27 protein-coding genes are annotated in these 23,425 nt (G+C 64.9%); 14 read left to right on the top strand and 13 right to left on the bottom strand.

Annotation, left to right across the window (positions count from 1 at the left end; genetic code table 11):
- The first annotated feature begins 37 nt into the window (after positions 1-37).
- Entirely contained in the window at positions 38-376 is a 339-nt protein-coding gene (locus AC13EK_RS13315) for a DMT family protein (RefSeq protein ID WP_069336771.1), read from the top strand.
- Between the two features lies 1 nt (position 377).
- Here the strand turns inward: AC13EK_RS13315 and AC13EK_RS13310 are convergent, their stop codons facing one another.
- Positions 378-1,523: an acyl-CoA dehydrogenase family protein gene (locus AC13EK_RS13310; RefSeq protein WP_069336772.1), complete on the bottom strand. Its 1,146-nt coding sequence runs from the start codon at positions 1,521-1,523 to the stop codon at positions 378-380.
- A gap of 85 nt (positions 1,524-1,608) precedes the next feature.
- Here AC13EK_RS13310 and AC13EK_RS13305 point away from each other — a divergent pair, with 85 nt between their 5' ends.
- A complete protein-coding gene (locus tag AC13EK_RS13305; RefSeq protein WP_069336773.1) occupies positions 1,609-2,481 on the top strand; it encodes a LysR family transcriptional regulator in 873 nt (290 codons plus the stop codon).
- Here AC13EK_RS13305 and AC13EK_RS13300 read toward each other — a convergent pair.
- Positions 2,478-3,323, bottom strand: a complete 846-nt coding sequence (locus AC13EK_RS13300) for a bestrophin-like domain (RefSeq protein WP_069336774.1) — start codon at positions 3,321-3,323, stop codon at positions 2,478-2,480. The two genes, AC13EK_RS13305 and AC13EK_RS13300, sit on opposite strands and share 4 nt — an antisense overlap.
- A gap of 435 nt (positions 3,324-3,758) precedes the next feature.
- Here AC13EK_RS13300 and AC13EK_RS13295 point away from each other — a divergent pair, with 435 nt between their 5' ends.
- Complete coding sequence (locus AC13EK_RS13295) at positions 3,759-4,841, top strand: BamA/TamA family outer membrane protein (protein ID WP_234792206.1); 1,083 nt, start codon at positions 3,759-3,761, stop codon at positions 4,839-4,841.
- A gap of 9 nt (positions 4,842-4,850) precedes the next feature.
- Here AC13EK_RS13295 and AC13EK_RS13290 read toward each other — a convergent pair whose 3' ends face one another.
- Positions 4,851-4,985, bottom strand: coding sequence for a hypothetical protein (locus AC13EK_RS13290; RefSeq protein WP_268801833.1), 135 nt, complete (start codon positions 4,983-4,985; stop codon positions 4,851-4,853).
- A gap of 74 nt (positions 4,986-5,059) precedes the next feature.
- Here AC13EK_RS13290 and AC13EK_RS13285 point away from each other — a divergent pair, with 74 nt between their 5' ends.
- Positions 5,060-6,556: a glycosyltransferase family 39 protein gene (locus AC13EK_RS13285; RefSeq protein WP_170828666.1), complete on the top strand. Its 1,497-nt coding sequence runs from the start codon at positions 5,060-5,062 to the stop codon at positions 6,554-6,556.
- A gap of 13 nt (positions 6,557-6,569) precedes the next feature.
- On the opposite strand, the gene queA is transcribed toward AC13EK_RS13285, so the two are convergent.
- From queA to AC13EK_RS13260, 5 genes are all read right to left on the bottom strand, one after another.
- Positions 6,570-7,598 (bottom strand): tRNA preQ1(34) S-adenosylmethionine ribosyltransferase-isomerase QueA, encoded by a 1,029-nt coding sequence (gene queA, locus AC13EK_RS13280; RefSeq protein WP_069336777.1) that lies wholly within the window; start codon positions 7,596-7,598, stop codon positions 6,570-6,572.
- Positions 7,599-7,623: 25 nt separating this feature from the next.
- Positions 7,624-8,397, bottom strand: a complete 774-nt coding sequence (locus AC13EK_RS13275; protein ID WP_004211219.1) for a peptidylprolyl isomerase — start codon at positions 8,395-8,397, stop codon at positions 7,624-7,626.
- A gap of 120 nt (positions 8,398-8,517) precedes the next feature.
- Positions 8,518-9,030 (bottom strand): pantetheine-phosphate adenylyltransferase, encoded by a 513-nt coding sequence (gene coaD / locus AC13EK_RS13270; RefSeq protein ID WP_010337450.1) that lies wholly within the window; start codon positions 9,028-9,030, stop codon positions 8,518-8,520.
- 3 nt (positions 9,031-9,033) lie between these two features.
- Positions 9,034-9,939, bottom strand: a complete 906-nt coding sequence (locus AC13EK_RS13265; protein ID WP_069336778.1) for a polyprenyl synthetase family protein — start codon at positions 9,937-9,939, stop codon at positions 9,034-9,036.
- 8 nt (positions 9,940-9,947) lie between these two features.
- Positions 9,948-10,205 carry an exodeoxyribonuclease VII small subunit gene (locus AC13EK_RS13260; protein WP_004211214.1) on the bottom strand — a complete coding sequence of 86 codons (258 nt, stop codon included), beginning with the start codon at positions 10,203-10,205 and terminating at the stop codon, positions 9,948-9,950.
- A gap of 190 nt (positions 10,206-10,395) precedes the next feature.
- On the opposite strand from AC13EK_RS13260, the gene AC13EK_RS13255 reads away from it, so the two are divergent.
- From AC13EK_RS13255 to AC13EK_RS13235, 5 genes are all read left to right on the top strand, one after another.
- Positions 10,396-10,779: a hypothetical protein gene (locus tag AC13EK_RS13255; protein ID WP_004211213.1), complete on the top strand. Its 384-nt coding sequence runs from the start codon at positions 10,396-10,398 to the stop codon at positions 10,777-10,779.
- Between the two features lie 178 nt (positions 10,780-10,957).
- Positions 10,958-11,293: a glycine zipper 2TM domain-containing protein gene (locus tag AC13EK_RS13250; protein WP_004211212.1), complete on the top strand. Its 336-nt coding sequence runs from the start codon at positions 10,958-10,960 to the stop codon at positions 11,291-11,293.
- 79 nt (positions 11,294-11,372) lie between these two features.
- Positions 11,373-13,550 (top strand): phosphoribosylformylglycinamidine synthase subunit PurL, encoded by a 2,178-nt coding sequence (purL, locus tag AC13EK_RS13245; protein WP_069336779.1) that lies wholly within the window; start codon positions 11,373-11,375, stop codon positions 13,548-13,550.
- Between the two features lie 90 nt (positions 13,551-13,640).
- Positions 13,641-14,114: a hypothetical protein gene (locus AC13EK_RS13240; RefSeq protein ID WP_069336780.1), complete on the top strand. Its 474-nt coding sequence runs from the start codon at positions 13,641-13,643 to the stop codon at positions 14,112-14,114.
- A gap of 111 nt (positions 14,115-14,225) precedes the next feature.
- The gene (locus AC13EK_RS13235) at positions 14,226-15,896 is read left to right on the top strand and encodes a glycoside hydrolase family 43 protein (protein ID WP_069336781.1); all 1,671 of its coding nucleotides are present in this window, start codon (positions 14,226-14,228) and stop codon (positions 15,894-15,896) included.
- Here the strand turns inward: AC13EK_RS13235 and AC13EK_RS13230 are convergent.
- Positions 15,854-16,627 (bottom strand): methyltransferase domain-containing protein, encoded by a 774-nt coding sequence (locus AC13EK_RS13230; RefSeq protein WP_069336782.1) that lies wholly within the window; start codon positions 16,625-16,627, stop codon positions 15,854-15,856. The two genes, AC13EK_RS13235 and AC13EK_RS13230, sit on opposite strands and share 43 nt — an antisense overlap.
- A gap of 57 nt (positions 16,628-16,684) precedes the next feature.
- On the opposite strand from AC13EK_RS13230, the gene AC13EK_RS13225 reads away from it, so the two are divergent.
- The 3 genes from AC13EK_RS13225 to bfr all read left to right on the top strand — a co-directional run bounded on the left by AC13EK_RS13225 (position 16,685) and on the right by bfr (position 18,794).
- Complete coding sequence (locus AC13EK_RS13225) at positions 16,685-17,929, top strand: DUF418 domain-containing protein (RefSeq protein WP_069336783.1); 1,245 nt, start codon at positions 16,685-16,687, stop codon at positions 17,927-17,929.
- 54 nt (positions 17,930-17,983) lie between these two features.
- Positions 17,984-18,154, top strand: a complete 171-nt coding sequence (locus tag AC13EK_RS13220; protein ID WP_004211205.1) for a (2Fe-2S)-binding protein — start codon at positions 17,984-17,986, stop codon at positions 18,152-18,154.
- A 160-nt stretch (positions 18,155-18,314) separates the two neighbouring features.
- Positions 18,315-18,794, top strand: coding sequence for a bacterioferritin (gene bfr / locus AC13EK_RS13215; RefSeq protein WP_004211204.1), 480 nt, complete (start codon positions 18,315-18,317; stop codon positions 18,792-18,794).
- Between the two features lie 128 nt (positions 18,795-18,922).
- Here bfr and AC13EK_RS13210 read toward each other — a convergent pair whose 3' ends face one another.
- Complete coding sequence (locus AC13EK_RS13210) at positions 18,923-19,330, bottom strand: (deoxy)nucleoside triphosphate pyrophosphohydrolase (protein ID WP_069336784.1); 408 nt, start codon at positions 19,328-19,330, stop codon at positions 18,923-18,925.
- 80 nt (positions 19,331-19,410) lie between these two features.
- On the opposite strand from AC13EK_RS13210, the gene AC13EK_RS13205 reads away from it, so the two are divergent.
- Positions 19,411-19,596 carry a Flp family type IVb pilin gene (locus AC13EK_RS13205; RefSeq protein ID WP_048937848.1) on the top strand — a complete coding sequence of 62 codons (186 nt, stop codon included), beginning with the start codon at positions 19,411-19,413 and terminating at the stop codon, positions 19,594-19,596.
- A gap of 133 nt (positions 19,597-19,729) precedes the next feature.
- On the top strand, positions 19,730-19,891 hold the full coding sequence (locus tag AC13EK_RS13200) for a Flp family type IVb pilin (protein ID WP_004211201.1): 162 nt from the start codon (positions 19,730-19,732) through the stop codon (positions 19,889-19,891).
- A 76-nt stretch (positions 19,892-19,967) separates the two neighbouring features.
- Here the strand turns inward: AC13EK_RS13200 and AC13EK_RS13195 are convergent, their stop codons facing one another.
- The 3 genes from AC13EK_RS13195 to AC13EK_RS13185 all read right to left on the bottom strand — a co-directional run bounded on the left by AC13EK_RS13195 (position 19,968) and on the right by AC13EK_RS13185 (position 23,413).
- A complete protein-coding gene (locus AC13EK_RS13195) occupies positions 19,968-21,446 on the bottom strand; it encodes a M48 family metalloprotease (RefSeq protein ID WP_069336785.1) in 1,479 nt (492 codons plus the stop codon).
- Between the two features lie 81 nt (positions 21,447-21,527).
- The gene (locus AC13EK_RS13190; RefSeq protein WP_010337461.1) at positions 21,528-22,472 is read right to left on the bottom strand and encodes an acetyl-CoA carboxylase carboxyltransferase subunit alpha; all 945 of its coding nucleotides are present in this window, start codon (positions 22,470-22,472) and stop codon (positions 21,528-21,530) included.
- An 11-nt stretch (positions 22,473-22,483) separates the two neighbouring features.
- Positions 22,484-23,413, bottom strand: a complete 930-nt coding sequence (locus tag AC13EK_RS13185) for a tyrosine recombinase (RefSeq protein WP_069336786.1) — start codon at positions 23,411-23,413, stop codon at positions 22,484-22,486.
- Between the last annotated feature and the right edge of the window lie 12 nt (positions 23,414-23,425).

The raw sequence follows: 23,425 nt of genomic DNA, 5'->3' as shown, positions 1-23,425 counted from the left end.
CCTCGCCTTCCCGGCGTCCGCGTGCCACAGAGCAGATATGCCCACCATCATTCTCCTCATCCTCTCCAACCTGTTCATGACCACCGCCTGGTACTGGCACCTCAGGGGCGGCATGAACAAACCGCTGATGCTGGTCATCCTGATCAGCTGGGCGATTGCCTTCGTCGAATATTGCCTGGCGGTGCCCGCCAACCGCATCGGCTTTGCCCATGGCTGGTCCGCCGGACAACTCAAGATCGCGCAGGAAGCCATCGCCCTCGTGATCTTCGGCATCTTCATGGTGACGGTGCTGGGCGAACCGCTCCACTGGCGCCACGCGGCGGCCTTTGCCTGCATCATGGCGGCGGTCGGCTTCCTGTTCGTGGGGCGGAGCTGAATCACGCCCCAATTAATTCCCGGCCGATCAGCATCCGGCGGATCTCATTGGTGCCGGCGCCGATGTCGAGCAGCTTGGCGTCGCGCATATAGCGTTCGACCGGCCAGTCCTTCGTGTAACCCGCACCGCCCAGCGCCTGCACCGCTTCCAGCGCGACCTTCATCGCATTTTCGCTGGCCAGCAGGATGGCACCGGCCGCATCGAAACGCGTGGTCTTGCCCGCGTCGCAAGCGCGCGCCACGGCATAGACATAAGCCCGCGCGCTGTTGAGCGCGACATACATGTCAGCAACCTTCGCCTGCATCAGCTGGAACGCGCCGATCGGCTTGCCGAACTGCCTGCGCTCGCGAACATAGGGCAGCACCGTGTCGAGACAGGCCTGCATGATGCCGAGCTGGATGCCGGCGAGCACGGTGCGCTCATAGTCGAGACCCGACATCAGCACGCCCGCGCCGCCATTCAGCGGCCCCATGATATTTTCCTCGGGCACTTCGCAATCGTCGAACACCAGTTCGGCGGTCGGACTGCCGCGCATGCCAACCTTGTCGATCTTCTGGCCGATCGAAAAGCCGGCAAAGCCCTTCTCGATCAGGAAGGTCGTGATGCCCTTCGATCCCTCGCCGGTCTTGGCATAGACGACCAGCGTGTCCGCCTCGGTCGCATTGGTGATCCAGAATTTCGTGCCGTTGAGGACGTAGCGATCGCCCTTCTTCTCGGCCTTCAGCTTCATCGACACGACATCGGATCCGGCGCCAGCCTCCGACATGGCCAGGCTGCCGACATGCTCGCCGGAAATCAGCTTGGGCAGATAGCGCGCCTTCTGCGCGTCATTGCCCCAGCGGCGGATCTGGTTGACGCAGAGGTTTGAGTGCGCGCCATAGCTGAGACCTATGGAGGCCGAGGCCCTCGCCACCTCCCCCTGCGCCACCACATGCTCCAGATAGCCCAGGCCCAGGCCGCCATCCGCCTCGTCCACGGTGATGCCGTGCAGGCCGAGCGCGCCCATGGCTGGCCACAGCTCGCGGGGAAACCAGTCCTTGGCATCGATCTCCGCCGCCAACGGGGCGATATGATCGGCGGCAAAACGGGCGGTGCTTTCGCGGATCATGTCCGCATGTTCGCCCAGGGCGAAATCGAAGTCGGTCATTGGCATCTCTCCTGCGCCGCACCCTAGTCCTGAACGCGGCAAGGGAAAAATTGAAACCACGGGCAGGAGTGTATAGTTTCCATCTATGATCGAACGTTATCTGCTGCGCTATTTCCTGGCGGTCGTGGACCAGGGCAATTTCTCCCGTGCGGCGGCGCATTGCCTGGTGTCGCAGCCGACCCTGTCGGTCGGCATCGCCAAGCTGGAACAGGCCGTCGGCGCGCCCTTGTTCCTGCGCAGCAACCAGCGGGTCGAACTGACCGAGGCCGGCAGTCGCCTGCTGAGCCACGCGCGGCGGATCGAGCGCGAGTTCAACCTGGCCGAACAGGCGGGCGCGCAGACGGCCGAAATCCAGACGCTGCGTATCGGCCTGCTGACCAGCATCGCCGGCGCGCCGGTGGCGGCTGCGGTCGCCGCCTGCCCGGCCGAGGCGCGCGGCCGGGTGGAGTTTATTCCGGGATCAGAGCGCGAACTGCTCGGGCGGCTGGATGCCGAGCGGATCGACGTGGCGCTGACCCTGGTGCGGCCGGGCGCGGAAGAGCGTTATGCGGCGCGGATATTGGCAGAAGAAGGCTATGGCCTGGCCCTGCCCGCCGACCATCGCCTCGCCGGACGCGAGACGATCGCGGCGGAGGAACTGGCGGGCGAGACGATGATCGTGCGCCGCCATTGCGAGGCGCTGTCGGCAACCAGCCGCTATTTCGTCGATCGCGGCATCCGCCCGCATTTCGCCTATCGGTCGACCAATGACGAGCGGGTGATGCAGATGGTGGCGGCGGGCCTGGGGGTCACGGTGATGCCGCTGGGGTATCAATGGGCCGGCATGGCGCGCGCGGCGCTGCGCGACTTTGGCGAGCGCCGGACGATCGGCCTGCTCCATGGCCCGCGCGCCATTCATCTGCGCGAGACGCCACCGCCGATGCTCCGTGCATTGGCAGTGGCATTCGGTCGCGCTTAGGTCGCTGGCGCCGCGACCGGCTTGCGCCAGATGTCGAAGGTGCCGGGCGGCTGCTGCTTCAGCGTCTCGCGCAGTTCGATCATCGGCCCCTGGCTTTCGACGATATTGCCGCCCGCCGGCCGGTCGATGTCGATGATCAACATGTAGGACATGGTGAAGAGCAGGAACAATATGCCCGCCAGCATCCGCCCCTGCGTTTCCGACCGGGCATAGCCCAGCATCCCTGCGGTCACCGCGATATAGACCCATAGCGCCAGGAACACCTCGCCCGGCACCCGCACCTTGCGTGCAGCCTTGCGCGCGCTGTCCATGTCGATCACTTCGTTGACGGTCGAATGGAGCGAGGAGGCCAGAGCGGAATTGCCGATCGCATCGGTCGCCGCCAGCGTGCCGGCCCATAGCTCGACCAGCAGCCGATCGCTGGCAACGATCAAGGGCGCCATCTTGTCGGGGCTGGCTGTGCCGAGTTCGACGCGATTATTGGTGTAGTTGACCAATATCTGCGACATCCGCGTGCGATGCGGTTCGGGCAGGCCCTGGACCCGCAAATAGCTGGTGCCGATGGCATTGGCTTCCTGCAGCACCAGCGCCCGGCGCGTTTCGAACCGGCCAACCGCCAGCGCGAAGGTGAAGCCCAGCAGCAGCGCAACCAGACCGATCACGGCGGAGACGATATAGCCCTCCGCCCCATTTTCTTCGGTCGCGCCCTTGTGCGTCAACAGCCGCCGCACCCGCTGCCGCAGGACATAGCCGGCCGTCGCCGTCAGCGTCATGGTCGCCAGCATCAGAAACCCGACCAGCAGGATGGGCAGCTTGTCCAGAAATTCCGCCAGATTGGCCATATGACCCCCTCAGTCTATCGGGGGCAGCATGTCCCGTTTCCGGGGCCGGGAGCCATCGGGCGAAACACCGGCATGGCTCAGGGATTATCCCTAGTGGTGACCGGCCGACGCCGGCTTTCCATGACGATAGTCAGGCGAGAGCGCAAAGCGATCGACATGTGGGGGCATTGCCATTTCAGTCGCTTGCGCATGCCCTGCCCTGCATCCGTCCACTCGCATTTCCCCGACCGTCACGGCGCAATTCGACGGCTTTAACATGAAGCCGCGCAGGATCGCCGGCCATGCTTCAGTGTTTGTCCCGATGGTTCCTCTGCCGGAGATGAGGGATGGATACAGCATGGCCATCCGCCCGTCTCTCCCACAGGCCCCAGCATGATCCGGCGCTATCGCCTCGGATGCGTGGCGCTTACGTCCGTCCCCTGCCTGTCAGCGGGCATGGCAATGGCCCAGAGCGAGACCGATGCGAACAGCCTGTCACGCGCCCTGCCCGCTGAAGGCACCACGGCGCCCTCCACCACCCGCAAGCCCCAGATCCTCTTCGCGCCCGTGCCGCTGTCCAATCCGGCAACCGGCACCGGCCTCGCCGCAGGTGCCATCGCCTTCTACAATCCCAATGCCGCGCCCCAGCAGTGGATCAGCGCTGGCGGCATCATCTATACCTCGCGCGGGACCAGGGGCGTCGGCGCCTTTCATTCCATGTCGTTCGACAAGGATCGGCTGCGCTTCAGCGCCAGCCTCTCCTATATCGACGATCGCAACGACTATTATGGGATCGGCGCGGCTGCGGGCGATGACGGCTTCCATCGCGAGATCGACAGCAAGCAGTTCAACATCGACCTCCAGGCGTTGATGCGCGTCTTCCCGCGCGGCTATGCCGGCATCCGCTACCGCCTGCGCACCACCGACGCGCGGCTGAAAGAGGCGGAGGTCGAATCCTTGCCGGCGCCGCCGCCCGACGCCATGAACAGCAATCTGTCCGCGATCGGCCCGAGCTTTGCCTATGATACGCGCGACAGCGCGACCCAACCGCATCGCGGCGTAATGTTGAGCGCCAATTGGCTGTTCGGCCTGCGCGCTCTGGGCGACAGCTATAGCCATGACAAGTTGCAGATGGCCGCCAACAGCTATCTGCCGATCGGCGCCGGCACGGTGATCGCACTGCGGGGCGCGCTATGTGCCGCCGGGGGCAACGCCCCTTATTATGATCTGTGCCTGTTCGGCGCGAACAACGATCTGCGCGGCTATGTCACCGGTCGCTATCGCGATAAGGCCAGTTGGGCGACGCAGGCCGAATGGCGCCAGCATGTCAGCGGCCGTTGGGGCGCGACCGCCTTTGTCGGGCTGGGCGGCATCGCGCCATCGGCCGGCACGATCATCGACAAGGGCAAGCTGCTGCCGGCCGGCGGCATAGGCCTGCGCTATCGTCCTTTCCGCAGCAATGACGTGCAGTTGCGCGTCGATCTTGCGGCAGGAAAAGACGATCATGCCGTCTATGTCGGGATTGCGGAGGCCTTCTAGCCGCCGGGTTCAACCTTGCGGCAGCAGCAGCGAGGAATCCCCATAGCTGTAGAACCGATAGCGCCACGCGACCAAGGTGCGGCTTTCCTCGGCGAAGGCCGGGATCACACTGTCCTCGCCGGCCGCGACATCGCACCCAATCACGAAGCCCGCCTTCACTTATCCATATATTAACCATGGCAAATCACTGTCCTCGCAATTCATCCGAGGATCCGATCTTGCCCGAGACTCCCGCCGCGCGCCGGTTGCCCGCGACACCGATCATCCTGCTGACCGGCAGTTTCTTCCTCCTTGGCGCCCTCTATCTGGTCGGCATGCGCCTGAACTTCGCTGCCACGACTCCGTTGTGGCTCGATGAAACCTGGAGCGGGATGATCGCGACGCGGCCGGACTGGTCGTCCTTCTGGCGCGAGGCCTGGCTCGATTGCAATCCGCCACTCTATTATCTGCTGCTGACAGGCTGGGTGACGTTGTTCGGCGACAGCAATCTGATGCTGCGCCTCCCGTCCATCCTGTTCATCCTCGCCGCCGCCCTGTTGCCGCTGCTCTGGCGCCCGCGCACGCTCGGTCGCACCGGCGCCTGGACATGGGCCGCCCTCCTCTTTTTGTGGCCGCCCAATCTGGGCATCATGGTGGACGCACGCGGCTATGGCCTGATGATGATGCTGTCGACCGCATCCTGCCTGACCGTCGCGCACCTGCTTGAGCGATTGACGCTGCGCTGGGCGATGCTCTGGGTCGGGCTTGGAACACTGATGTTCCTCACCCATTATTATGCCGCCGTCCTGATCCTGGGCCAGATACTGGTGCTGCTGTACCGACATCGCCTGAGTCTGGCGCGGATGTGGCCGGCAATGATCGTGGCGACACCAGGTCTTGGCTGGTTCGCCTATCATCTGCCCCGGCTGGCGGACTATGCGCGCGACGATGTCGCCTGGTATGATCCCACCAGCCTGTCCCGAGCGATGCTCAACCTGGCCTTCGTTCTGGGCGCGCAGAATATCGTCGCCCTGTTCGCGGTCATCGCGCTTGTCATCGTCGCGACGATCCATATGCGGCGCCAGCAATACGATATCCTATCGAGCGGCAGCGACCCGTTGCCGCTGACGGCACTGACGGCGGTGATCGGCTTTGCCATTGCGATCCTGGTCAGCCTGTTCCAGCCGTCCCTGACCGACCGTTATCTGGTGCCACTGGTGCCAAGCGCGCTGCTGGGCCTGACCCTGTTGATCCAGCGCACGCCGCGCCCCGACCATGCCGCACTGGGCATGGCTTTCGCCTTCATGGCGCCCGTCCTCAACCCCGCGCTGATGCGAACCGAACTGGGCGACCGAACGATCTACGGCTATGAACAGGGCAGCGACTTCATCCGCGCGGAACGGCCCGACCGCGTCCTGTTCCTATGGGATTCCCCCTCGGCAAAGATCATGGACCGCGCATCGCTTGCGGCCATTGGCGGCTATTTCCTGGCACGGGCCGGAATGGACGTGCCCGTGGAACCGCTGGTCGTGGACCGCAGGGACGACCCGAACGCAATATTGCGCGCCCGTGCCATAAGCGGCCGCCCCGCACTTATCTGGCTATATAATGCCCATTATCGTTCGGCCGCCAAGGACCATCCGCCGACATTGCAGGATGACCCGTCCTGGCACTGCAACCGCGGCACCCGTACCGACATCGTCGGCAGCATCGCCTGCATCAAACGAGTGCAGTAATGACCGATCGCCGTCACGGCAGCAGCAGCGAGGAGTCCCCATAGCTGTAGAAGCGATAGCCGGCGGCGATCGCATGGGCGTAGACCTGTTGCATCCGATCGCGGCCCATCAAGGCACTTACCAGCATGAACAGGGTCGATTTGGGCAGGTGGAAATTGGTCATCAGCCCGTCGATCGCGCGGAAGCGGTAGCCGGGTGTGATGAAAATGCGGGTTTCGTCGGCGAAGGGGCGGATCACGCCATCCTCGCCGGTCGCGCTTTCGAGCAGGCGCAGCGAGGTGGTGCCGACGGCGATGATCCGGCCGCCGGCCGCGCGCGCGGCGTTCAGGCGATCGGCCGTAGCCTGATCGATCCGCCCCCATTCGGCATGCATGCGATGGTCGTCGGTATCGTCCGCCTTGACCGGCAGAAAGGTGCCTGCGCCGACATGCAGGGTCAGCGTTTCGGTCAGCACGCCGGTCTGCGCCAGTGCGGCGGTGAGGTCGGGCGTAAAGTGCAGCGCGGCGGTTGGGGCAGCGACCGCACCATCCTCGCGCGCGAACATGGTCTGGTAATCGCTGCGGTCGCGCTCGTCGGTGGCGCGCTTGCTGGCGATATAGGGCGGCAGCGGCATGCGCCCGGTCCGCTCCAGCAGGATCTCGACCGGTTCCTCGCCCTCGAAATCGAGGGTGACGCCGCCATCGTCGTCGCGCGGGCCGGCGATCGCAGTGACGCCGGCGCCGAAATCGATCCGGTCGCCATCCCTCACCCGCTTGGCATTGCGCAGGAAGGCCTGCCACTGGCGCAGGCCCAGCCGCTTGTGCAGGGTCGCGCCGATCCGTGCCTCGCCCCGCATCCCTTCCAGCTGGGCGGGAATGACGCGGGTGTCGTTGAAGACCAGCACATCGCCCGCGCGCAGCAGCGATGGCAGGTCGCGCACGATGCGATCCTCCATCGCGCCGTCACCGGGCACGAGCAGAAGGCGCGCCGAATCGCGCGGGCTGGCCGGGCGGAGGGCGATATTCTCCGCCGGCAGATCGAAATCGAACAGGTCTACACGCATGACGATGGCCCTTCCGGGCGCAAACTCACTTCTTCTTGGGGGCCGGCTTCTTGGCCGGGGCAGCCGGCTTCTTCGACGGCAGGGCCGCAGGTTCGGGCGCCGGCGGCGGGGGCGGCGGTGCCAGCACCGGCGGCTTGCCGTCGCTCTCGATGGAGGCCTGCAGGATCACGGTCGGGTCGGCCGGCGGCTCGCCCTCATGGATCGCGTCGACATATTGCATGCCTTCGATCACGCGGCCGAAGACGGTATATTTCTTGTCGAGCTGCATGCGCGGCAGCAGCACGATGAAGAACTGGCTGTTGGCGCTGTCTTCGCTCTGGGCGCGGGCCATCGACAGGGTGCCGCGCAGATGCGGCATCGGGTTGAACTCGGCCTTGAGGTCGGGCAGCGTCGAACCGCCGGTGCCGTCGCCCTTGGGATCGCCGCCCTGGGCCATGAAGCCGGGGATGACGCGGTGGAACTTCAGGCCATTGTAGAAGCCCTGGCGGGTCAGTTCCTTGATCCGCTCGACATGGTTGGGGGCGATGTCCGGGCGCAGCTGAATGCGCACGCGGCCGCCGCTCGACAGGTCAAGATCCCAGATATTCTGCGGGTCGGCCGGAATGGTCGCCGGCGGCAGTTGCGGCGTCAGCTGGGCGCCCAGTGACTTGGCATTCTGCTCCGCCTTCGCAGCGGTCTCCGCCTTCTTCATTTCCTCGGCACCGCCGCCGCCACCGCCGCCACCCTGGGCGAAGGCCACGCTGGACGCGGTGAGGGCGAAACCGATCGCCACGGTCTTGAGCGCGGAAGTGAAACGCATGCGAATAAGCTTTCCTTAGATCTTGCCCGGGAAGGTCAAGCCGTCCTGATAGCGCCCTGATCGGGATTGGCAACTGAACGCGGGCTGAAACGAGACGGCAACAATGAAGGCAACCCGTTCCTAGCCCTGCCCCTTGAGGCCGAGCGCGGCAACCCGCGCCTCCACCTCCTCGCGCACGGCGGGGCTGACGAACTTGTGGATCGGCCCGCCATAGAGGGCGATTTCCTTGACCAGACGCGACGCGATCGGCTGCAACGAGACGTCGGCCATCAGGAAGACGGTTTCGACCCGGCTGTTGATCTGCTGGTTCATGCCCGCCATCTGATATTCATATTCGAAGTCGGCGACGGCGCGCAGGCCCCGGATGATGACGCTGGCCCCCTGCGATTCGGCAAAGTCCATCAACAGCGAGTTGAAGCCGGTGACGACGATTTCGGTGTCGATGTCCGCACATTCGCGGCGAACCATGTCCAGCCGTTCCTCATCGGAAAACATGGGCGACTTGCTGATGTTGGTGGTGACGCCGATCACCAGCTTGTCGACCAGCTTCGCGCCACGCCGAATGATGTCCATATGGCCAAGGGTGATGGGATCGAAGGTGCCGGGATAGACACCGATACGCGACTTGCTCATGATCTAGCGGTCCCTCTCCACAATATAGTCGGCAATGGCGCGCAGCAGGTCCGCCTCCGCGCCATGGCCGTGCAGGTGCACCTTGGCCTGTTCAACGAGTAGACGCCCCTGTTCCCGCGCCCGGTCTACCCCCAGGAGCGAGACGAAGGTTTCCTTACCGGCGGCGGCATCCTTGCCCAGCGCCTTGCCGGCGAGGGCCGCGTCGCCCTCTACATCGAGCAGGTCGTCGGCAATCTGGAAGGCAAGGCCGATGTCGCGGGCATAGCCGTGCAGGCCGGTGCGCGCCTCGACCGGGATGCGCGCCATGATGGCGGCGGCATCGACGCAGAAGCCGATCAGCGCGCCGGTCTTGAGATTTTGCAGTCGGGTGACGGTGGCGAGATCGAAGCGGGTCTTTTCCGCCTCCAGGTCCATCATCTGCCCACCTGCCATGCCGGCCGGGCCGCTGGCGACGGCGAGTGCCTTGACGAGGTCGATGCGGACGAAGGCATCGGGATGGGTCTGTTCGTCGGCGAGGATTTCGAAAGCAAGGTCATGGAGGCAGTCGCCGGCCAGGATCGCGATCGCTTCGTCGAACGCCTTGTGAACGGTCGGCTTGCCGCGCCGCATATCGTCATCGTCCATCGCCGGCAGATCGTCATGCACCAGCGAATAGACATGGATGCATTCGATCGCGAGGCCGACGCGCAGCGCGGATTCGCGGGAAATGTTGAACAGGTCGCAGGTCGCCTGCACCAGCAGCGGCCGCAGCCGCTTGCCGCCCCCGATCGCGGCATGGCGCATCGCCTCATAGAGGCGATGGCGCGGATCGTCCGGGATCGCCAGCAGCGCGTCGAACGCCCGGTCGATATCGGCCGCGACCGTTGCCGCACGGGCGGCGACCAGCGCGCCTGCCGCGCTCCGTTCCATGCAGTGGGTCAATCCGCGCCGAACGGCTGGGCGCCGGTGATGGCGCCGCCGGCATCGACGGTCAGCTTGCTGATGCGCGCTTCGGCCGCCTGTAGCCGTTCGGTGCAGCGCTTGCGCAGTTCCTCACCCTGGGCATAGAGCGAGATCGACTCATCGAGCGGGACATCGCCGCTTTCCAGCCGGCGGACGATCGATTCGAGCGCGCGCAGCGCATCCTCGAACGACAATTGGGACAGATCCTTTTGCGGGGTATTTTCCTCAGCCATGCGCCTGCATTGACCGCCCCTGTCCACGGGGTCAAGCGCGGATGACATGGCAGCAGACCCAAGGCCGCCCAATAGTGGGTCAATAGCGCCGCTGTCACGCAAACGTCATGACGTCGCTGCACAGGCGTGGCGGAATTCGGGCAGTTTTGCGTTGACGCACAATGTTGCAAGCGCACATAAAAGGATCGCTATGAAATATTATCTCCCCCTCATCGCCGTTGCCGGCCTGACCATGCTGTCGGCCTGCAACAAGAGTGACGAACCCGAAGTCGTCGGCGGCCCCGCCGATCCGATGGCTGCCCAGCTTGCCAACGCCGCGCCGGTCGAGCTGCCGCCGTCGGTCAAGGCCAACAAGCAGTTCCGCTGCAAGGACAACAGCCTGTTCTTCGTCGACTATATGAGCGACGACAAGAGCGCGATCCTGCGCACCGAAAAGAATGGCGCGCCCACCATGCTGAAGGCTGCCGAAGCTGGCCAGCCCTTCACCGCCGAAGGTGGTTATGAGGTCAAGGGCTCGGGCAACGACGTGACGATCACCGTCCCCGGCAAGTCGGCGCAGGCCTGCCACGTCTGATCGCAGCATTGCCTGAGTCTTTTTTCTGACAGGGGCCGGTTCTTCCCTAGGAACCGGCCCTTTTTTCATGCCCGGTGCCTTTCCTGAACGACAGATAACGTGCCGGTTCAGGATGTTGCCAGCCAGCCGGTGACAGAACAGCCTCGTACCAAAGATAAACAGGTCGAGGAGATGACCCATGAACTTCAAGAAGAGCCTGATCGCCATGGCCCTGGCGACCGCAACCGTCGCCACCGCCGTTCCGGCGACCTCCTTCGCCCGCGGCCATGACCGTGGCTGGCACCGTGGCGACCGCCATTATGACCATGGTCGCTATTCCGACCGTCGCGGCTATCGCGGTGATTATCGCTGCCGGAAGTCGGGCGGCACCACCGGCCTGCTGCTGGGCGGCGTTGCCGGTGCCCTGCTGGGCCGGGCTGTCGACACCCGTGGCGATCGCACCACCGGCACCGTCGTCGGCGCTGGCGCCGGCGCCTTGGCTGGCCGCGCGATCGACCGCAACAGCAGCTGCTAAGCGACTTATGGGCGGCGGCCATGACTTGGCCGCCGCCTCCCCATTGTGAATCCCGCGCCACGCGTCTAAAGGCGCGCTCATGTCCAGCAGCGCCCCCCAGATCACCCCGCAGATCGTTGCCGAGCACGGTCTGTCCCCCGAAGAATATGATCGCGTCCTGAAGGCGATCGGCCGCGAGCCGAACCTGACGGAACTCGGGATCTTTTCGGTCATGTGGTCGGAGCACTGCTCTTACAAATCCTCCAAGATCCACCTGATGAAGCTGCCCACCAAGGGTCCGCAGGTGATCTGTGGCCCCGGCGAAAATGCCGGCGTGGTCGACATCGGCGATGGCCAGGCGGCCATCTTCAAGATGGAAAGCCACAACCACCCCAGCTACATCGAACCCTATCAGGGCGCCGCGACCGGCGTCGGCGGCATCCTTCGCGACGTGTTCACCATGGGCGCCCGCCCGGTGGCCAACATGAACGCGCTGCGCTTCGGCCGCCCCGACCACCCCAAGATGAAGCATCTCATCAGCGGCGTGGTCCATGGCATTGGCGGCTATGGCAATTGCGTCGGCGTGCCGACCGTGGGCGGCGAGGTGAATTTCCACCCGGCCTATGACGGCAATATCCTGGTCAATGCGATGACCGTGGGCATCGCCGACACCGACAAGATCTTCTATTCGGCCGCCAGCGGCGTCGGCAACCCGATCGTCTATGTCGGCTCCAAGACCGGCCGCGACGGCATCCATGGCGCGACCATGGCGTCGGCCGATTTCGGTGAGGACAGCGAAGAGAAGCGCCCCACCGTCCAGGTCGGCGATCCCTTCACCGAAAAGCTGCTGATCGAGGCATGCCTGGAACTGATGGCGTCGGACGCGATCGTCGCCATTCAGGACATGGGTGCCGCCGGCCTCACCTCCTCCAGCGTCGAAATGGCGTCAAAGGGCGGCGTCGGCCTGCACCTCAAGATGGATGACGTGCCGCAGCGCGAAACCGGCATGACCACCTATGAGATGATGCTGTCGGAAAGCCAGGAGCGCATGCTCATGGTGCTCAAGCCCGGCCGCGAAGCCTTTGCCGAGGCGATCTTCCGGAAGTGGGAACTCGACTTCGCCGTCATCGGCCATGTCACCGACACCGGCCGCATGGTGCTGGAGCATAAGGGCGAGATCGTCTGCGATATTCCGCTTGCCCCCCTGGCCGACGATGCGCCGCTCTACGACCGTCCCTCGATGCCGAAGGACGAATATAAGATCTGGTCGAAGGTCGAGCCGCTGGGTGAGATCGCCGAAAGCGCCAATATCGGCGCGGACCTCGTCACGCTGATGGGCAGCCCCGACATCGCCAGCCGTCGCTGGATCTGGGAGCAGTATGACCATATGGTCGGCGCCGACACGGTGCAGCGCCCCGGCGGCGACGCCGCGGTGGTCCGGGTCCATGGCAGCAGCAAGGGCATTGCCATCAGCACCGACTGCACCCCGCGCTATTGCTATGCCGATCCCTATGAAGGCGGCAAGCAGGCGATCGCGGAATGCTATCGCAACCTGAGCGCGGTCGGCTCGACCCCGCTGGCGGTCACCAACTGCCTCAACTTCGCCAATCCGCAGCGCCCCGAGATCATGGCGCAGCTGACCGGCTGTCTGGAAGGCATGGGCGACGCCTGCCGCGCGTTCGACTTCCCGATCGTGTCGGGCAATGTCAGCCTCTACAATGAATCCAAGGCAACCGGCGGTGGCTCGGCGATCCTGCCGACCCCGGCGATCGGCGGCATCGGCCTGCTGGCCGACATCGATGCCATGGCGACCGTGGCGTTCAAGAATGCAGGCGACGCGATCTGGCTGGTCGGTGGCGAAGGCACGCATCTGGGCCAGTCGATCTGGCTGCGCGAGATTGCCGGCCGCGAAGCGGGTGATGCGCCCAAGGTCGACCTGCCGGTCGAGCGCGCCAATGGCGACGCCGTCCGCGCGCTGGTGGTGGCCGGCACGGTCAATGCCGTGCATGACATTTCCGACGGCGGCCTGATCGTCACGATCGCGGAGATGGCGCTGGCCGGCAAGATCGGCGCGACGCTGGACGTGGCGCTGACCACCGCTTCGGCGTTCGGCGAAGACCAGAGCCGCTATGTCGTCACGGCGCCGGCCGGCGTCGAGATTGCGGGCGCGGTCAAGATCGGCACCGTCGGCGGCGACAGCGTGGCGGGCGTGTCGATCGACGCGCTGCGCACCGCGCATGAGGGCTTCTTCCCCGCGCTGATGGACAGCGAACTCTAAATCTTTCCGTCCCGCCGGGTGCAGCGCATCCGGCGGGACAAATTCATCGCAATCTGTCATGATCCACCCCGAGAAAATGGGGAGCGCACCATGCGCGAGAGGATCATCCGGGCAACCTTGGTTGCCGGCACACTCGACATATTTTCCGCCTTCGTCTTTGCCGGCATGGCAGGCACGGCGCCGCATGCGGTGCTGCAATTTGTCGCGAGCGGCCCGCTGGGCGATCGCGCGCGGGGCGATCCCGCCTGGCTATGGGCGATTGCCGGCCTGGCCGTCCATTTCGCGATCATGGCCTGCATGGCGGGCGCCTATATGCTGATTGCACAGCGGCGCCCTGCCCTGCGCCGCCATCCGGTCGTCGCCGGCCTGCTCTATGGCCTGCTGCTCTGGGCGATCATGTACTGGATCGTGCGGCCGTGGCGCTGGCCCGCCATGTGGCTGCCCGCCGCCTATGCCGCACTGCCAATCGGCCGGATCGCCTGGAACATCGGCAACCAGCTTTTCTCCCACTGCATTCTGGTCGGCCTGCCGATCGCCTTCATCGCGGCCGGGCGCCGACGATAGATAGTGACAGCGAAGTTGACATATCCAGGCCGTTTGCGCGCGCAGGGCCGGATTTTTGATAGCGCTATCAAAAACTCTCTCCTATGTTCGGCAAAAATGGGAGGAGAGGATATGCGCAAGACCCGTCGTGCCGCTTGGCTGTTGCTGGCTGCGATCGCCAGCCCGGCCCTGGCAGGCCCCGCCCGTTTCAGCGATTTCCGCTATGACGGTCGCGCCCAGGAACAGGTGACGCCCGGACCGGACGACTTTCGCAACCCGATCCTGTCGGGCTATTATCCCGACCCGTCGATCACGCGGGTTGGCGAGAGCTATTATCTCGTCAACTCCTCCTTCGCCCATTATCCGGGGCTGCCGGTCTTCCGGTCGAGCGACATGGTGCATTGGCGCCAGATCGGCAATGCGATCGACCGGCCCGACCAGTTTGATTTCAGCGGCCTGCGCAGTTCGCGCGGCATGTTCGCGCCCGACATCTCCTTCCATGACGGACTCTTCTATCTGGTCGGCACCTGCGTCGATTGCGGCGGCAATTTCGTGATGACGGCAAAGGACGCGGCTGGCCCCTGGTCCAAGCCCCACTGGCTGCCGTTCGAGGGGATTGATCCGTCGATTTACTGGGAAGGCGAGCAGGCCTTCATCGTCAATAATCGCGCGCCGGCCGAACCTCCCCGCTATGAGGGGCATCGGGCGATCTGGGTGCAGGAATTTGACTGGCGCGCGCTCAGGATGACCGGCACGGCGACGCAGATCGTCAATGGCGGCGTCGACATCAGCCAGAAGCCGTCCTGGATCGAGGGACCGCATCTGCTGAAGCGCGAGGGTTATTATTATCTGATCGCAGCCGAGGGCGGCACCGGCGACCAGCATAGCGAAGTGGTGTTCCGCGCCCGCGACCTGCGGGGGCCCTTCACCCCCTATGCCGGCAATCCGATCCTGAGCCAGCGCAGTCTGGACCCGGCCCGTCCCCATCCGGTGACATCGGCCGGCCATGCCAAGCTGGTGCAGACGCAGGCGGGCGTCTGGTGGGCGACCTTCCTCGCCACCCGCCCTTATGGCCCGGACCTCTACAATATCGGGCGCGAAACCTTCCTGCTGCCGGTCGCATGGCGCGATGGCTGGCCGCATATATTGGAGGCCGGCAAGACCATTCCCTATGCGGCGAAACGCCCGGCCCTGCCCGTGCGCGATGCGGATGCGCCGCCGACCAGCGGCGATTTTGCCTATCGCGACGGGTTCGACGGACCGCGCCTTAGCATGGACCGGATCGGGCTGCGGACGCCCAAGGCACCGCTTTACCGACTGGAGGCGGGCGCGCTGGTGCTGGACGGCACGACCGCGCTGGGCGACCTGAGCGGTGCGCCAGCCTTTGTCGGGCGGCGTCAGCAGCACCATGTCGCGACCATCAGCACCGACCTAATCTATCGACCGGAGACGGAGGGGGATCGTGCGGGGCTGGCGGCGGTGCAGTCCGACCGATCCTTCCTGTTCTTCGGCGTGACGCAGAAGGACGGGAAACCGCAGGTCGCCCTGATGGTCCGCGAGGACAGCGATCGTGACAGGCTGGTCGCGGCCGCGCCGATCGATCCGGCCAAGCCCGTCCGCCTGACGATGGACTTCGATGGCGGCATGGCGCGCTTCGTCTATGGCGTCGATGGGCGGGAGGCGGTGCTGGCACGCGATGTCGATATCCGCTTCCTCAGCACCCATGAGGCTGGCGGCTTCGTCGGGACTGTGGTCGGTCCCTATGCCTGGGCGGCGCGCGTCACCCGGCCGATCAGCAACTGATAGACGTCGCGGCCGCCCGCCTCGTCATAGGCGGCCATGACCCGGCGCAGGGCGGCAGGGGATAGCGGTCGCCGCCCTTCGTCCGGCACAACCGCGCCGATGCCCTTGAGATGGCCGATCAGTGCGCGCGCGCCCTGCCCGTCCAGCAGGACAGTCTCGTCAAAGGCGAAGGCGTCGCCATAGGCCGCCAGCATCGCGCGCAGCGCGTCGAGCGAGGGATAGGCGGGGACGCCGGGCGTCAGATCGCAGGCCGCATGGGCAGCGCGCCAATTGGCAAAGCTGCCCTGCCCCATGGTCGAGAAGATGAGGCTGCCGCCGGGGCGCAGCAGCGCCACCAGCCGCGCGATCGCGGCGGGCAGGTCATCAAACCATTGGAAGGCAAGGCTGGAGAGGATGAGGTCGAACCATTCGCCCTCGAACGAGGGTGCCTCCCCATCCATCGCGAGGAAGGTGCCGGCCACCAGCCCGGCCGATGCAGCCCGGTCCAGCATCTTTGGCGAGATGTCGGTCGCGACCAGATCCGCGCCGGGCCAGCGGGTTTGGATGTCGCGCGTGAGCAGGCCGGTGCCGCAACCGATTTCCAGGATGCGCGCGACGCCGTCCGGGCTTTGCCGCTGGGCGATGTCCGCCACCAACCCGGCGGCCGTCCGCTGCGGTCCGGCATGTTCGTCATACCGGTCGGCCGCCGCGCCGAAGGACTCGCTTATCCGTTGCTTGCGGCCATCATTCATGGCTAGGCGCATGACAGACCAATGCCCCGATGGCCAGCATCTTCAAGGATTGCCCGCATGACCGCCGCATCGCCCCGTATCCCCGCCATGGACGTGCTGCGCGGCTGCGCGGTGATGGGCATATTGTGGATGAATATCACCGCCTTCGCCCTGCCGCAGAACGCCTATTTCAATCCGGTCGCGGCCGGGCTGATGTCGGCCGGCGACATCGCCTTCTGGGCGAGCAGCCTGATCCTGGTCGACGGCAAGATGCGCGGGCTGTTCTCGCTGCTGTTCGGCGCCTCGATGCTGCTGCTGATCGACCGGGAAGAAATGGCCGGGCGGGATGGCACGCGGACGCAACTGGTGCGCGGCGGCTGGCTGCTGGCAATCGGCCTGCTGCATCACATATTGCTGTGGTGGGGCGACATATTAGTGACCTATGCGGTGGTCGGCACCATCGCCCTGCTCTTTGCCCAGAAGGAGCCGCTGGCGCTGGTCAAATGGGCGTTTCTCGCCTTCCTGATCCACTTCCTGATCTGCGGCGCCTTCATCGCCAGCCTCTATGGCTGGGCTCATGCCGCCGCCGCACCCGGTGCCGCCGCCGCGACGCGCGAGGGACTGGACAGCTTCCTCGCTGGCCTGTCCGACCCCAGCAGTCCGATCATCCAGCAGGATATTGCCATCTATACCGGCAGCTTCGGCGGGATCGTGCGCCACCATCTGACCGGCTTTGTCGGCGACTGGCTGTGGACCTTCCTCTTCACCGGGCTCGACACGCTGGGCTTCATGCTGCTGGGCATGGCGATGCTGAAAGGCGGCTTCCTGATCGGCCGCTGGCCCGCCGAGCAATATAGGCAGACCGCGCGCCACTGCTTCCTGATCGGGCTGGTGCCGATGATCGGCCTGACCATCTGGGTGATCGCGAGCGGTTTTGCGCCGCTGACCGCCTTTTCGACCGCTCTGCTATGGTCCTTCCCCTTCCGCATCCCGCTGGCGGTCGGCTGGGCAGCGCTGATCCTGTGGCTGCTGGCGCGGCATCGCGATCATTGGCTGGTCGGCCGGATCGCCGCGACCGGGCGCATGGCGCTCAGCAATTATCTGGGCACCAGCCTCATCATGACGGCGATCTTCTATGGCTGGGGCCTGGGGCTGTTCGGACAGGTGCGCCCGGCAGCCTTTCCGCTCTTCCTTATCGCCGTCTGGGCAGTGATGCTGCTCTGGTCCCAAGCCTGGCTCAACCGATTCGCGATGGGGCCGGCCGAATGGGTCTGGCGCAGCCTGCAAAAGGGAAAAGTGCAAAAGATTCGCAGAAGCGCATGATCTTCTATTGCGATCCATTAGCATCTGACCTATTTCACGGGTCAGGAGAATCCAATGGTCGTCTGTGTTTGCAATGCCATTCGCGAAAAGGATCTGCGGGAAGCGGCGCGCGATGGTGCCGATACCCCCTGTAGCGCCTATGCCCGTTTCGGCCGCCGCCCCAAGTGCGGCCAATGTGTCGGCTATGCCCGCACGATCATTGCAGCAGAGCGCGCGACGGCCTGATATCATTGCGAAGCAGGCGCAGTAAAAGGCCCCTGACAATCGCGAAGTCGACGCAATAGCCGCCTGAAAAATGGCGGTTTTCTGCGCCTTTCCAGCTTAACAACCGGATGCGAAACCTTTATATGTCCGGCATTCCCAATAACAGCCGGAGCATAGCGCCATGAAGGGCGACCAGAAGGTTATCGATTATCTGAACGAGGTCCTCAAGAACGAGCTGACCGCGATCAACCAATATTTCCTCCACTATCGCATCCTCAATCACTGGGGCATCGAGAAGCTCGCCAAGTTCGAATATGAGGAATCGATCGACGAGATGAAGCACGCCGACAAGGTGGCGGAGCGCATCCTGTTCCTTGACGGCCTGCCCAATTTCCAGCTGCTCGGCCGCCTGAAGATCGGCGAAACCGTCGAGGAAATCCTCAAGGCGGACCTGGAGCTGGAATATGAGGCGCTGCCGGTGCTGCGCGACGCCATCGCCTATTGCGAGTCGATCAAGGACTTCGTCAGCCGCGACCTGTTCCAGTATATCCTCGAAAGCGAGGAAGAGCATGTCGACACGCTGGAAACCCAGTTCGAGATGATCGAGCGCATGGGCATCCAGAATTATGTCCAGCTGCAGAGCAAGGCCAAGGAAGACTGAGACTGACGCGCGGGGCCGGCTGTCCGGCGGTTGGCCCCGTTTACAGGCTGCGGGGGAAGGCGCGCATCGCCCTTCCCCTGCCCTTTATGGCCTAACCTTGCGCCATCGGTGCAGAGCCGGATTTCCCGTCAGATCAGCGCGTCGAGAATGCCGATCAGCGGCAGGTCGGCTGGTGGCATGTCGAGCGCATACATTTGCGCGGGCCGCACCCATTGCAGCGCGGTGGCATGGCGCGCTTCGGGCATCCCTTCCCATTTGCGGCAGACATAAAGCAGCAGCAGCAGATGCTTGCTCTCCAGCGGTGCACTGGCGAAGGTCGCGGGCGCGAGGCAGCTTTCATGGGTGCGGATCCCCAGTTCCTCCTCCAGTTCGCGCACCAGTGCCGCCTCGGGCGTTTCACCCGGCTCCACCTTGCCACCGGGAAATTCCCACAGGTCCGCCATCGGCTTTCCGGGCGGCCGTTGCTGCACCAGAACGCGCCCATCGGCATCGATCAGGGCGACGGCGACGACCAGAAACGGGGTAAAACTCTGCATAACGCTCCCTTGCAAGGGCTTTGTTAACCGTGGCTGCTTTACACACTGATCGTGGAGTGTCTGTAGCCAAGCGGGGTCATATGCGCGCGATCATCGAATTCGTCACGAAATCCGCGCTTTCGCGATGTGAGCGGGGGGCAACCGCGGTCGAATATGGCCTGATCATCGCGATGATCGTGCTGGCCATGATCGCGGCACTGAACAATGTCGCGACACGAACCACCGGCATGTGGAACAACGTCGCCGAAGAAGTTACCAAGCATTAACCAACAAATTCTGACACGCCACTTTCCGCATTAAACTTTTCTCAACCGAGCCAATCTAGAGAGGTCTTCGCTGACCTAATCCAAAGCGGGGCGGCCGGGTAGTTTAACGTAACGTTTGTCAAGGAGACATCACATGCAGTTCATTCGCAAGATGCTGAAGAACGAAAAGGGCGCGACCGCCATCGAATACGGCCTGATCGCCGCTCTGATCGCCGTGGCCGCCATCGGCGCCATGACCAGCCTGGGCTCGAAGCTGGGCAGCACCTTCAACAACGTTTCGGGCAACCTGAAGTAAGCTCGAAACCGATGTTAGAAAAGGGCGGCGGAAGCAATTCCGCCGCCCTTTTTCTTTGCCAGGAATGTGCCGAATCTTACCAGGTGACGATCTTCACCCGATCGCCCGGTTTCAGCACGGAGCGTTCGTTGAGGGCGTTCAGCACCAGGAAGCGTTCCAGCGGATAATCGCTATAGGCCATGCGGCGGCCAAGCGACTGGACGGTGTCGCCCGCCTTGACGGTGACCAGATTGACCCGGCGCGGCTTGATCGCCGCCGCATCCTGCGCCGACAGGCGCTGGACCGAACGGACCATCGAGTCGAACGGGCCAATGCCCTTGCCCGCCGGGGTCAGCAGCAGGAAATGATAGGCCTTTCCGCCGCCGAAATCATAGGCAAAGACGGTCGCGTCGATCTGACCCGATTTGGTGTTGGCGCGCACCGTGCGCCAGGCGGCCGGCAGGCCGTTGATCGTCGTGCGCTGCACCTCGCCTGCAGGCGGGGCGCCGGCATTGCCCGCGAGTCGCTTGAGCACCGAATCGATATAGGTCGACAGATTGCCATTATAGGCCATGCCGCCAAACTGTGCCTGACCGCCCGAACCGGTGATGCTGACCGCGTCCGCGCCATTTTCCATGCCGAAGCCCGAGGGCGCAGTGAAGGACAGGCGCAGGTCGGGATGGCGGAAACGGCTGCCATCGATCACGCCCTGCTTGGGATCATCGCCATAAAGGACGCCATTGAGTGCCGTCAGGAAGGCGTCGCGGTTGCGCAACGTGCTGGTCGCGCCGGTGCGTGACGCCATCTGCGCCGCCCGATCGACGCGCTCGCCCGGATCGGGATGGGTGCTGGCCCATTCGGGCATGGAGCGCGCGTCGCCCGACACACGCTGGTCCAGACTGGTCTGCGCCGCGAGCGAGGCGAGCATGTCCGACAGCGCACGGGGATCATAGCCGGCCGAGGCGAGGTAGCGGATGCCCAGATCGTCCGCCTCATATTCCTGGCTGCGCGAGAATTTGAGGGTCAGAAGCTGGCTGCCGGTGCCGATCCCCTGCTGCAGCACGCCGCCCAGCGCCGAATCGCCCAGCAAGGCGCCGGTCAGCACCTGCAGCAGCGCGCCGCCAATCGCGTTGCGCTGCGCCGCCTGCTGGCGCCGCTGGCCATGCTGGGCGGCAACATGGCCGACTTCATGGCCCAGCACGCCGGCCAGTTGCGCCTCGTCATTCATCAGCGCCATCAGCTGGCGCGTGACATAGACATAGCCGCCGGGGATGGCGAAGGCGTTGTTGACCGGGGAATTGAGCAGGGTGACGGTGAAATCGCCCTGCGCGTTGGAGAGGCCGGACTGGACCGCGATGCGGCGTCCGACCGTTTCCACATAGCGCGCCTGCGGCCCGACATAGGCGCCGCCAAATTCCTTGAGCAGTTCGGGATGCTGCTTGGCGCCCGATGCCTTGTCTTGCGCGCTGATCGAGGAGACGGTGCGAATCGCCCGCTGCTGCCCCAGCACCGCCGGCGCCACGCCCGCTACGATCAGGCCGACGCCAAGGCCGGCCGACAACCATGTCCGATTCATTCCATTCCCATCCTTGACACCCTGTCCCCTGTTAGCGTGCCGTAACGAGCGAGGACAGGATGCTGTTCCGGGAAATTGACGTCAGATACCGATGGCCAGGAACTTGTCGGCGCGATCGGTGCGCAGCGCCTGCGGTTCGAGGCCGGACAGCGCGTCCAGTTCCTCGCCAATGGCTGCACCCAGATTGGCGATCGCCTGCACCGGCTCGCGATGGGCGCCGCCCACCGGCTCTGCCACGATGCGGTCGATCACGCCCAGGCCCTTCAAATGCTGCGCCGTGACCTGCATCGCGGTCGCCGCATCGCTGGCCTTGTCGGCGGTGCGCCACAGGATCGAGGCGCAGCCTTCGGGCGAGATCACCGAATAGACGGCATGTTCGAACATCAGCACGCGATTGGCCGCGGCCAGCGCCACTGCGCCGCCCGAGCCACCCTCACCCACCACGGCCGCGACCATGGGGACGCCGAGCGCCAGGCAGGCTTCGGTCGAACGGGCAATGGCTTCTGCCTGGCCGCGTTCTTCGGCCTGGACGCCGGGAAAGGCGCCCGAGGTGTCGACCAAAGTGACGACCGGCAGGCCGAACCGGTCGGCCAGTTCCATCAGGCGGATCGCCTTGCGATAGCCTTCGGGCTTGGCCATGCCGAAATTGTGGCGGACGCGGCTGGCTGTGTCGTCGCCCTTTTCATGGCCGATGACCATGACCTTGCGTTCGCCCAGCGTCGCGAAGCCGCCGATGATCGCCTGATCGTCGGCAAAGGCGCGGTCGCCGGCCAGCGGCATGAAATTGTCGAACATGCCCGCGACATAATCCTTGAAGTGCGGGCGTTCGGGGTGGCGGGCCACCTGCGTCTTCTGCCAGGGCGTCAGCTTGGCATAGATGTCCGACAGCATCTTGTCGGCACGCTGTTCCAGCGTGTTGATCTCGCCACTGATGTCGATGTCGCCGACGGAGGCCGTCTGGCGCAGTTCGATGATGCGGGCTTCCAGCTCTGCGACCGGCTTTTCAAATTCGAGAAAGCTTACCATGGCGGATGGCGTTAAGGCGCGGACGCGTCGCCGTCAACGCGGGGATGCGCGATCCTGGCTTGCATGCCGGCCAGCGGGTGCCGACTGTTGACCAGTTCGACCAGCCGGCGGCTGTCGACATGGGTGTAGATTTGCGTCGTGCCGATATCGGCGTGGCCCAGCATCGATTGCAGCGCGCGCAGGTCCGCCCCGCCCTCCAGCAAATGGGTGGCAAAGGCGTGGCGCAGCACATGGGGGCTGACCCGTTCGGGCGCGATGCCGGCCGCCGCGGCCAGTTGCTTCACCAGCTGATAGAGGCGGATGCGGCTGACATGGCTCTTGCCCGAGGGGAAAAGCCAGGGGCTGTCCGCCGGCACATGGGTGAGCCAGGTGGCGACGGCGGCACGGGCGCGGTCGGAGATCGGCACCAGCCGTTCGCGCGCACCCTTGCCCCTGATGATGAGGAAGGGGCGATCGACCGCCAGCGCCTTGCGCGGCAGCGAGACCAGTTCGGTCGCGCGCAGGCCCGAGCCATAGAGAAGTTCGATCAGCGCCGAGAGCCGCAGGTCGAGCGGCGCGGGATGCGCCGTCTCCACCCGCTGCGCGATCAGGGCAAAAAGCGAATCGACCTCCTGCGACGACAATATCTTGGGCAGCGGCCGGCGTGTGACCGGCCGGGGCAATGCCGCGCCGGGATTGTCGGCGCGCAGCCCCTCTTCCTCCAGAAAAGCGTAGAAGGCGCGCAGCGCGGACGCCTTGCGCGCCACGGTGGAGGCCGCGAGCGGCGCCCATTCGCCAGCAAGGCGGCCGAGCGTGTCCTGGCTGGCCGCGGCAAGCCCGCCGACAATCTCGCCCGCGCCCTGAAGGTCCGTGCGATAGGCAAGCAGCGTGTTGCGCGACGCGCCCCGTTCCGCCGCCATCATTTCGAGGAAGCGGTCGATCAGGACGGCATCATCATCCATCGCCCCGGACCG

This window comes from Sphingobium sp. L-44 (assembly GCF_056859495.1).
The sequence above is the reverse complement of the archived record's forward strand: the minus strand, read 5'-3'. Positions and strand labels throughout refer to the sequence as shown.

Excerpts from the sequence above, each read along its gene's own strand:
- AC13EK_RS13305 (WP_069336773.1), top strand. The coding sequence starts at position 1,609 with ATGATCGAACGTTATCTGCTGCGCTATTTCCTGGCGGTCGTGGACCAG.
- AC13EK_RS13240 (WP_069336780.1), top strand. The coding sequence starts at position 13,641 with ATGCGCGAGAGGATCATCCGGGCAACCTTGGTTGCCGGCACACTCGAC.
- AC13EK_RS13230 (WP_069336782.1), bottom strand. The coding sequence starts at position 16,627 with ATGAATGATGGCCGCAAGCAACGGATAAGCGAGTCCTTCGGCGCGGCG.
- AC13EK_RS13235 (WP_069336781.1), top strand. The coding sequence starts at position 14,226 with ATGCGCAAGACCCGTCGTGCCGCTTGGCTGTTGCTGGCTGCGATCGCC.
- purL (WP_069336779.1), top strand. The coding sequence starts at position 11,373 with ATGTCCAGCAGCGCCCCCCAGATCACCCCGCAGATCGTTGCCGAGCAC.
- AC13EK_RS13265 (WP_069336778.1), bottom strand. The coding sequence starts at position 9,939 with ATGGAACGGAGCGCGGCAGGCGCGCTGGTCGCCGCCCGTGCGGCAACG.
- AC13EK_RS13255 (WP_004211213.1), top strand. The coding sequence starts at position 10,396 with ATGAAATATTATCTCCCCCTCATCGCCGTTGCCGGCCTGACCATGCTG.
- AC13EK_RS13220 (WP_004211205.1), top strand. The coding sequence starts at position 17,984 with ATGGTCGTCTGTGTTTGCAATGCCATTCGCGAAAAGGATCTGCGGGAA.
- AC13EK_RS13200 (WP_004211201.1), top strand. The coding sequence starts at position 19,730 with ATGCAGTTCATTCGCAAGATGCTGAAGAACGAAAAGGGCGCGACCGCC.
- AC13EK_RS13300 (WP_069336774.1), bottom strand. The coding sequence starts at position 3,323 with ATGGCCAATCTGGCGGAATTTCTGGACAAGCTGCCCATCCTGCTGGTC.
- AC13EK_RS13260 (WP_004211214.1), bottom strand. The coding sequence starts at position 10,205 with ATGGCTGAGGAAAATACCCCGCAAAAGGATCTGTCCCAATTGTCGTTC.
- AC13EK_RS13250 (WP_004211212.1), top strand. The coding sequence starts at position 10,958 with ATGAACTTCAAGAAGAGCCTGATCGCCATGGCCCTGGCGACCGCAACC.
- bfr (WP_004211204.1), top strand. The coding sequence starts at position 18,315 with ATGAAGGGCGACCAGAAGGTTATCGATTATCTGAACGAGGTCCTCAAG.
- AC13EK_RS13310 (WP_069336772.1), bottom strand. The coding sequence starts at position 1,523 with ATGACCGACTTCGATTTCGCCCTGGGCGAACATGCGGACATGATCCGC.
- AC13EK_RS13205 (WP_048937848.1), top strand. The coding sequence starts at position 19,411 with ATGCGCGCGATCATCGAATTCGTCACGAAATCCGCGCTTTCGCGATGT.
- AC13EK_RS13190 (WP_010337461.1), bottom strand. The coding sequence starts at position 22,472 with ATGGTAAGCTTTCTCGAATTTGAAAAGCCGGTCGCAGAGCTGGAAGCC.
- queA (WP_069336777.1), bottom strand. The coding sequence starts at position 7,598 with ATGCGTGTAGACCTGTTCGATTTCGATCTGCCGGCGGAGAATATCGCC.
- AC13EK_RS13315 (WP_069336771.1), top strand. The coding sequence starts at position 38 with ATGCCCACCATCATTCTCCTCATCCTCTCCAACCTGTTCATGACCACC.
- AC13EK_RS13275 (WP_004211219.1), bottom strand. The coding sequence starts at position 8,397 with ATGCGTTTCACTTCCGCGCTCAAGACCGTGGCGATCGGTTTCGCCCTC.
- AC13EK_RS13195 (WP_069336785.1), bottom strand. The coding sequence starts at position 21,446 with ATGAATCGGACATGGTTGTCGGCCGGCCTTGGCGTCGGCCTGATCGTA.
- coaD (WP_010337450.1), bottom strand. The coding sequence starts at position 9,030 with ATGAGCAAGTCGCGTATCGGTGTCTATCCCGGCACCTTCGATCCCATC.
- AC13EK_RS13225 (WP_069336783.1), top strand. The coding sequence starts at position 16,685 with ATGACCGCCGCATCGCCCCGTATCCCCGCCATGGACGTGCTGCGCGGC.
- AC13EK_RS13295 (WP_234792206.1), top strand. The coding sequence starts at position 3,759 with ATGGCAATGGCCCAGAGCGAGACCGATGCGAACAGCCTGTCACGCGCC.
- AC13EK_RS13210 (WP_069336784.1), bottom strand. The coding sequence starts at position 19,330 with ATGCAGAGTTTTACCCCGTTTCTGGTCGTCGCCGTCGCCCTGATCGAT.
- AC13EK_RS13185 (WP_069336786.1), bottom strand. The coding sequence starts at position 23,413 with ATGGATGATGATGCCGTCCTGATCGACCGCTTCCTCGAAATGATGGCG.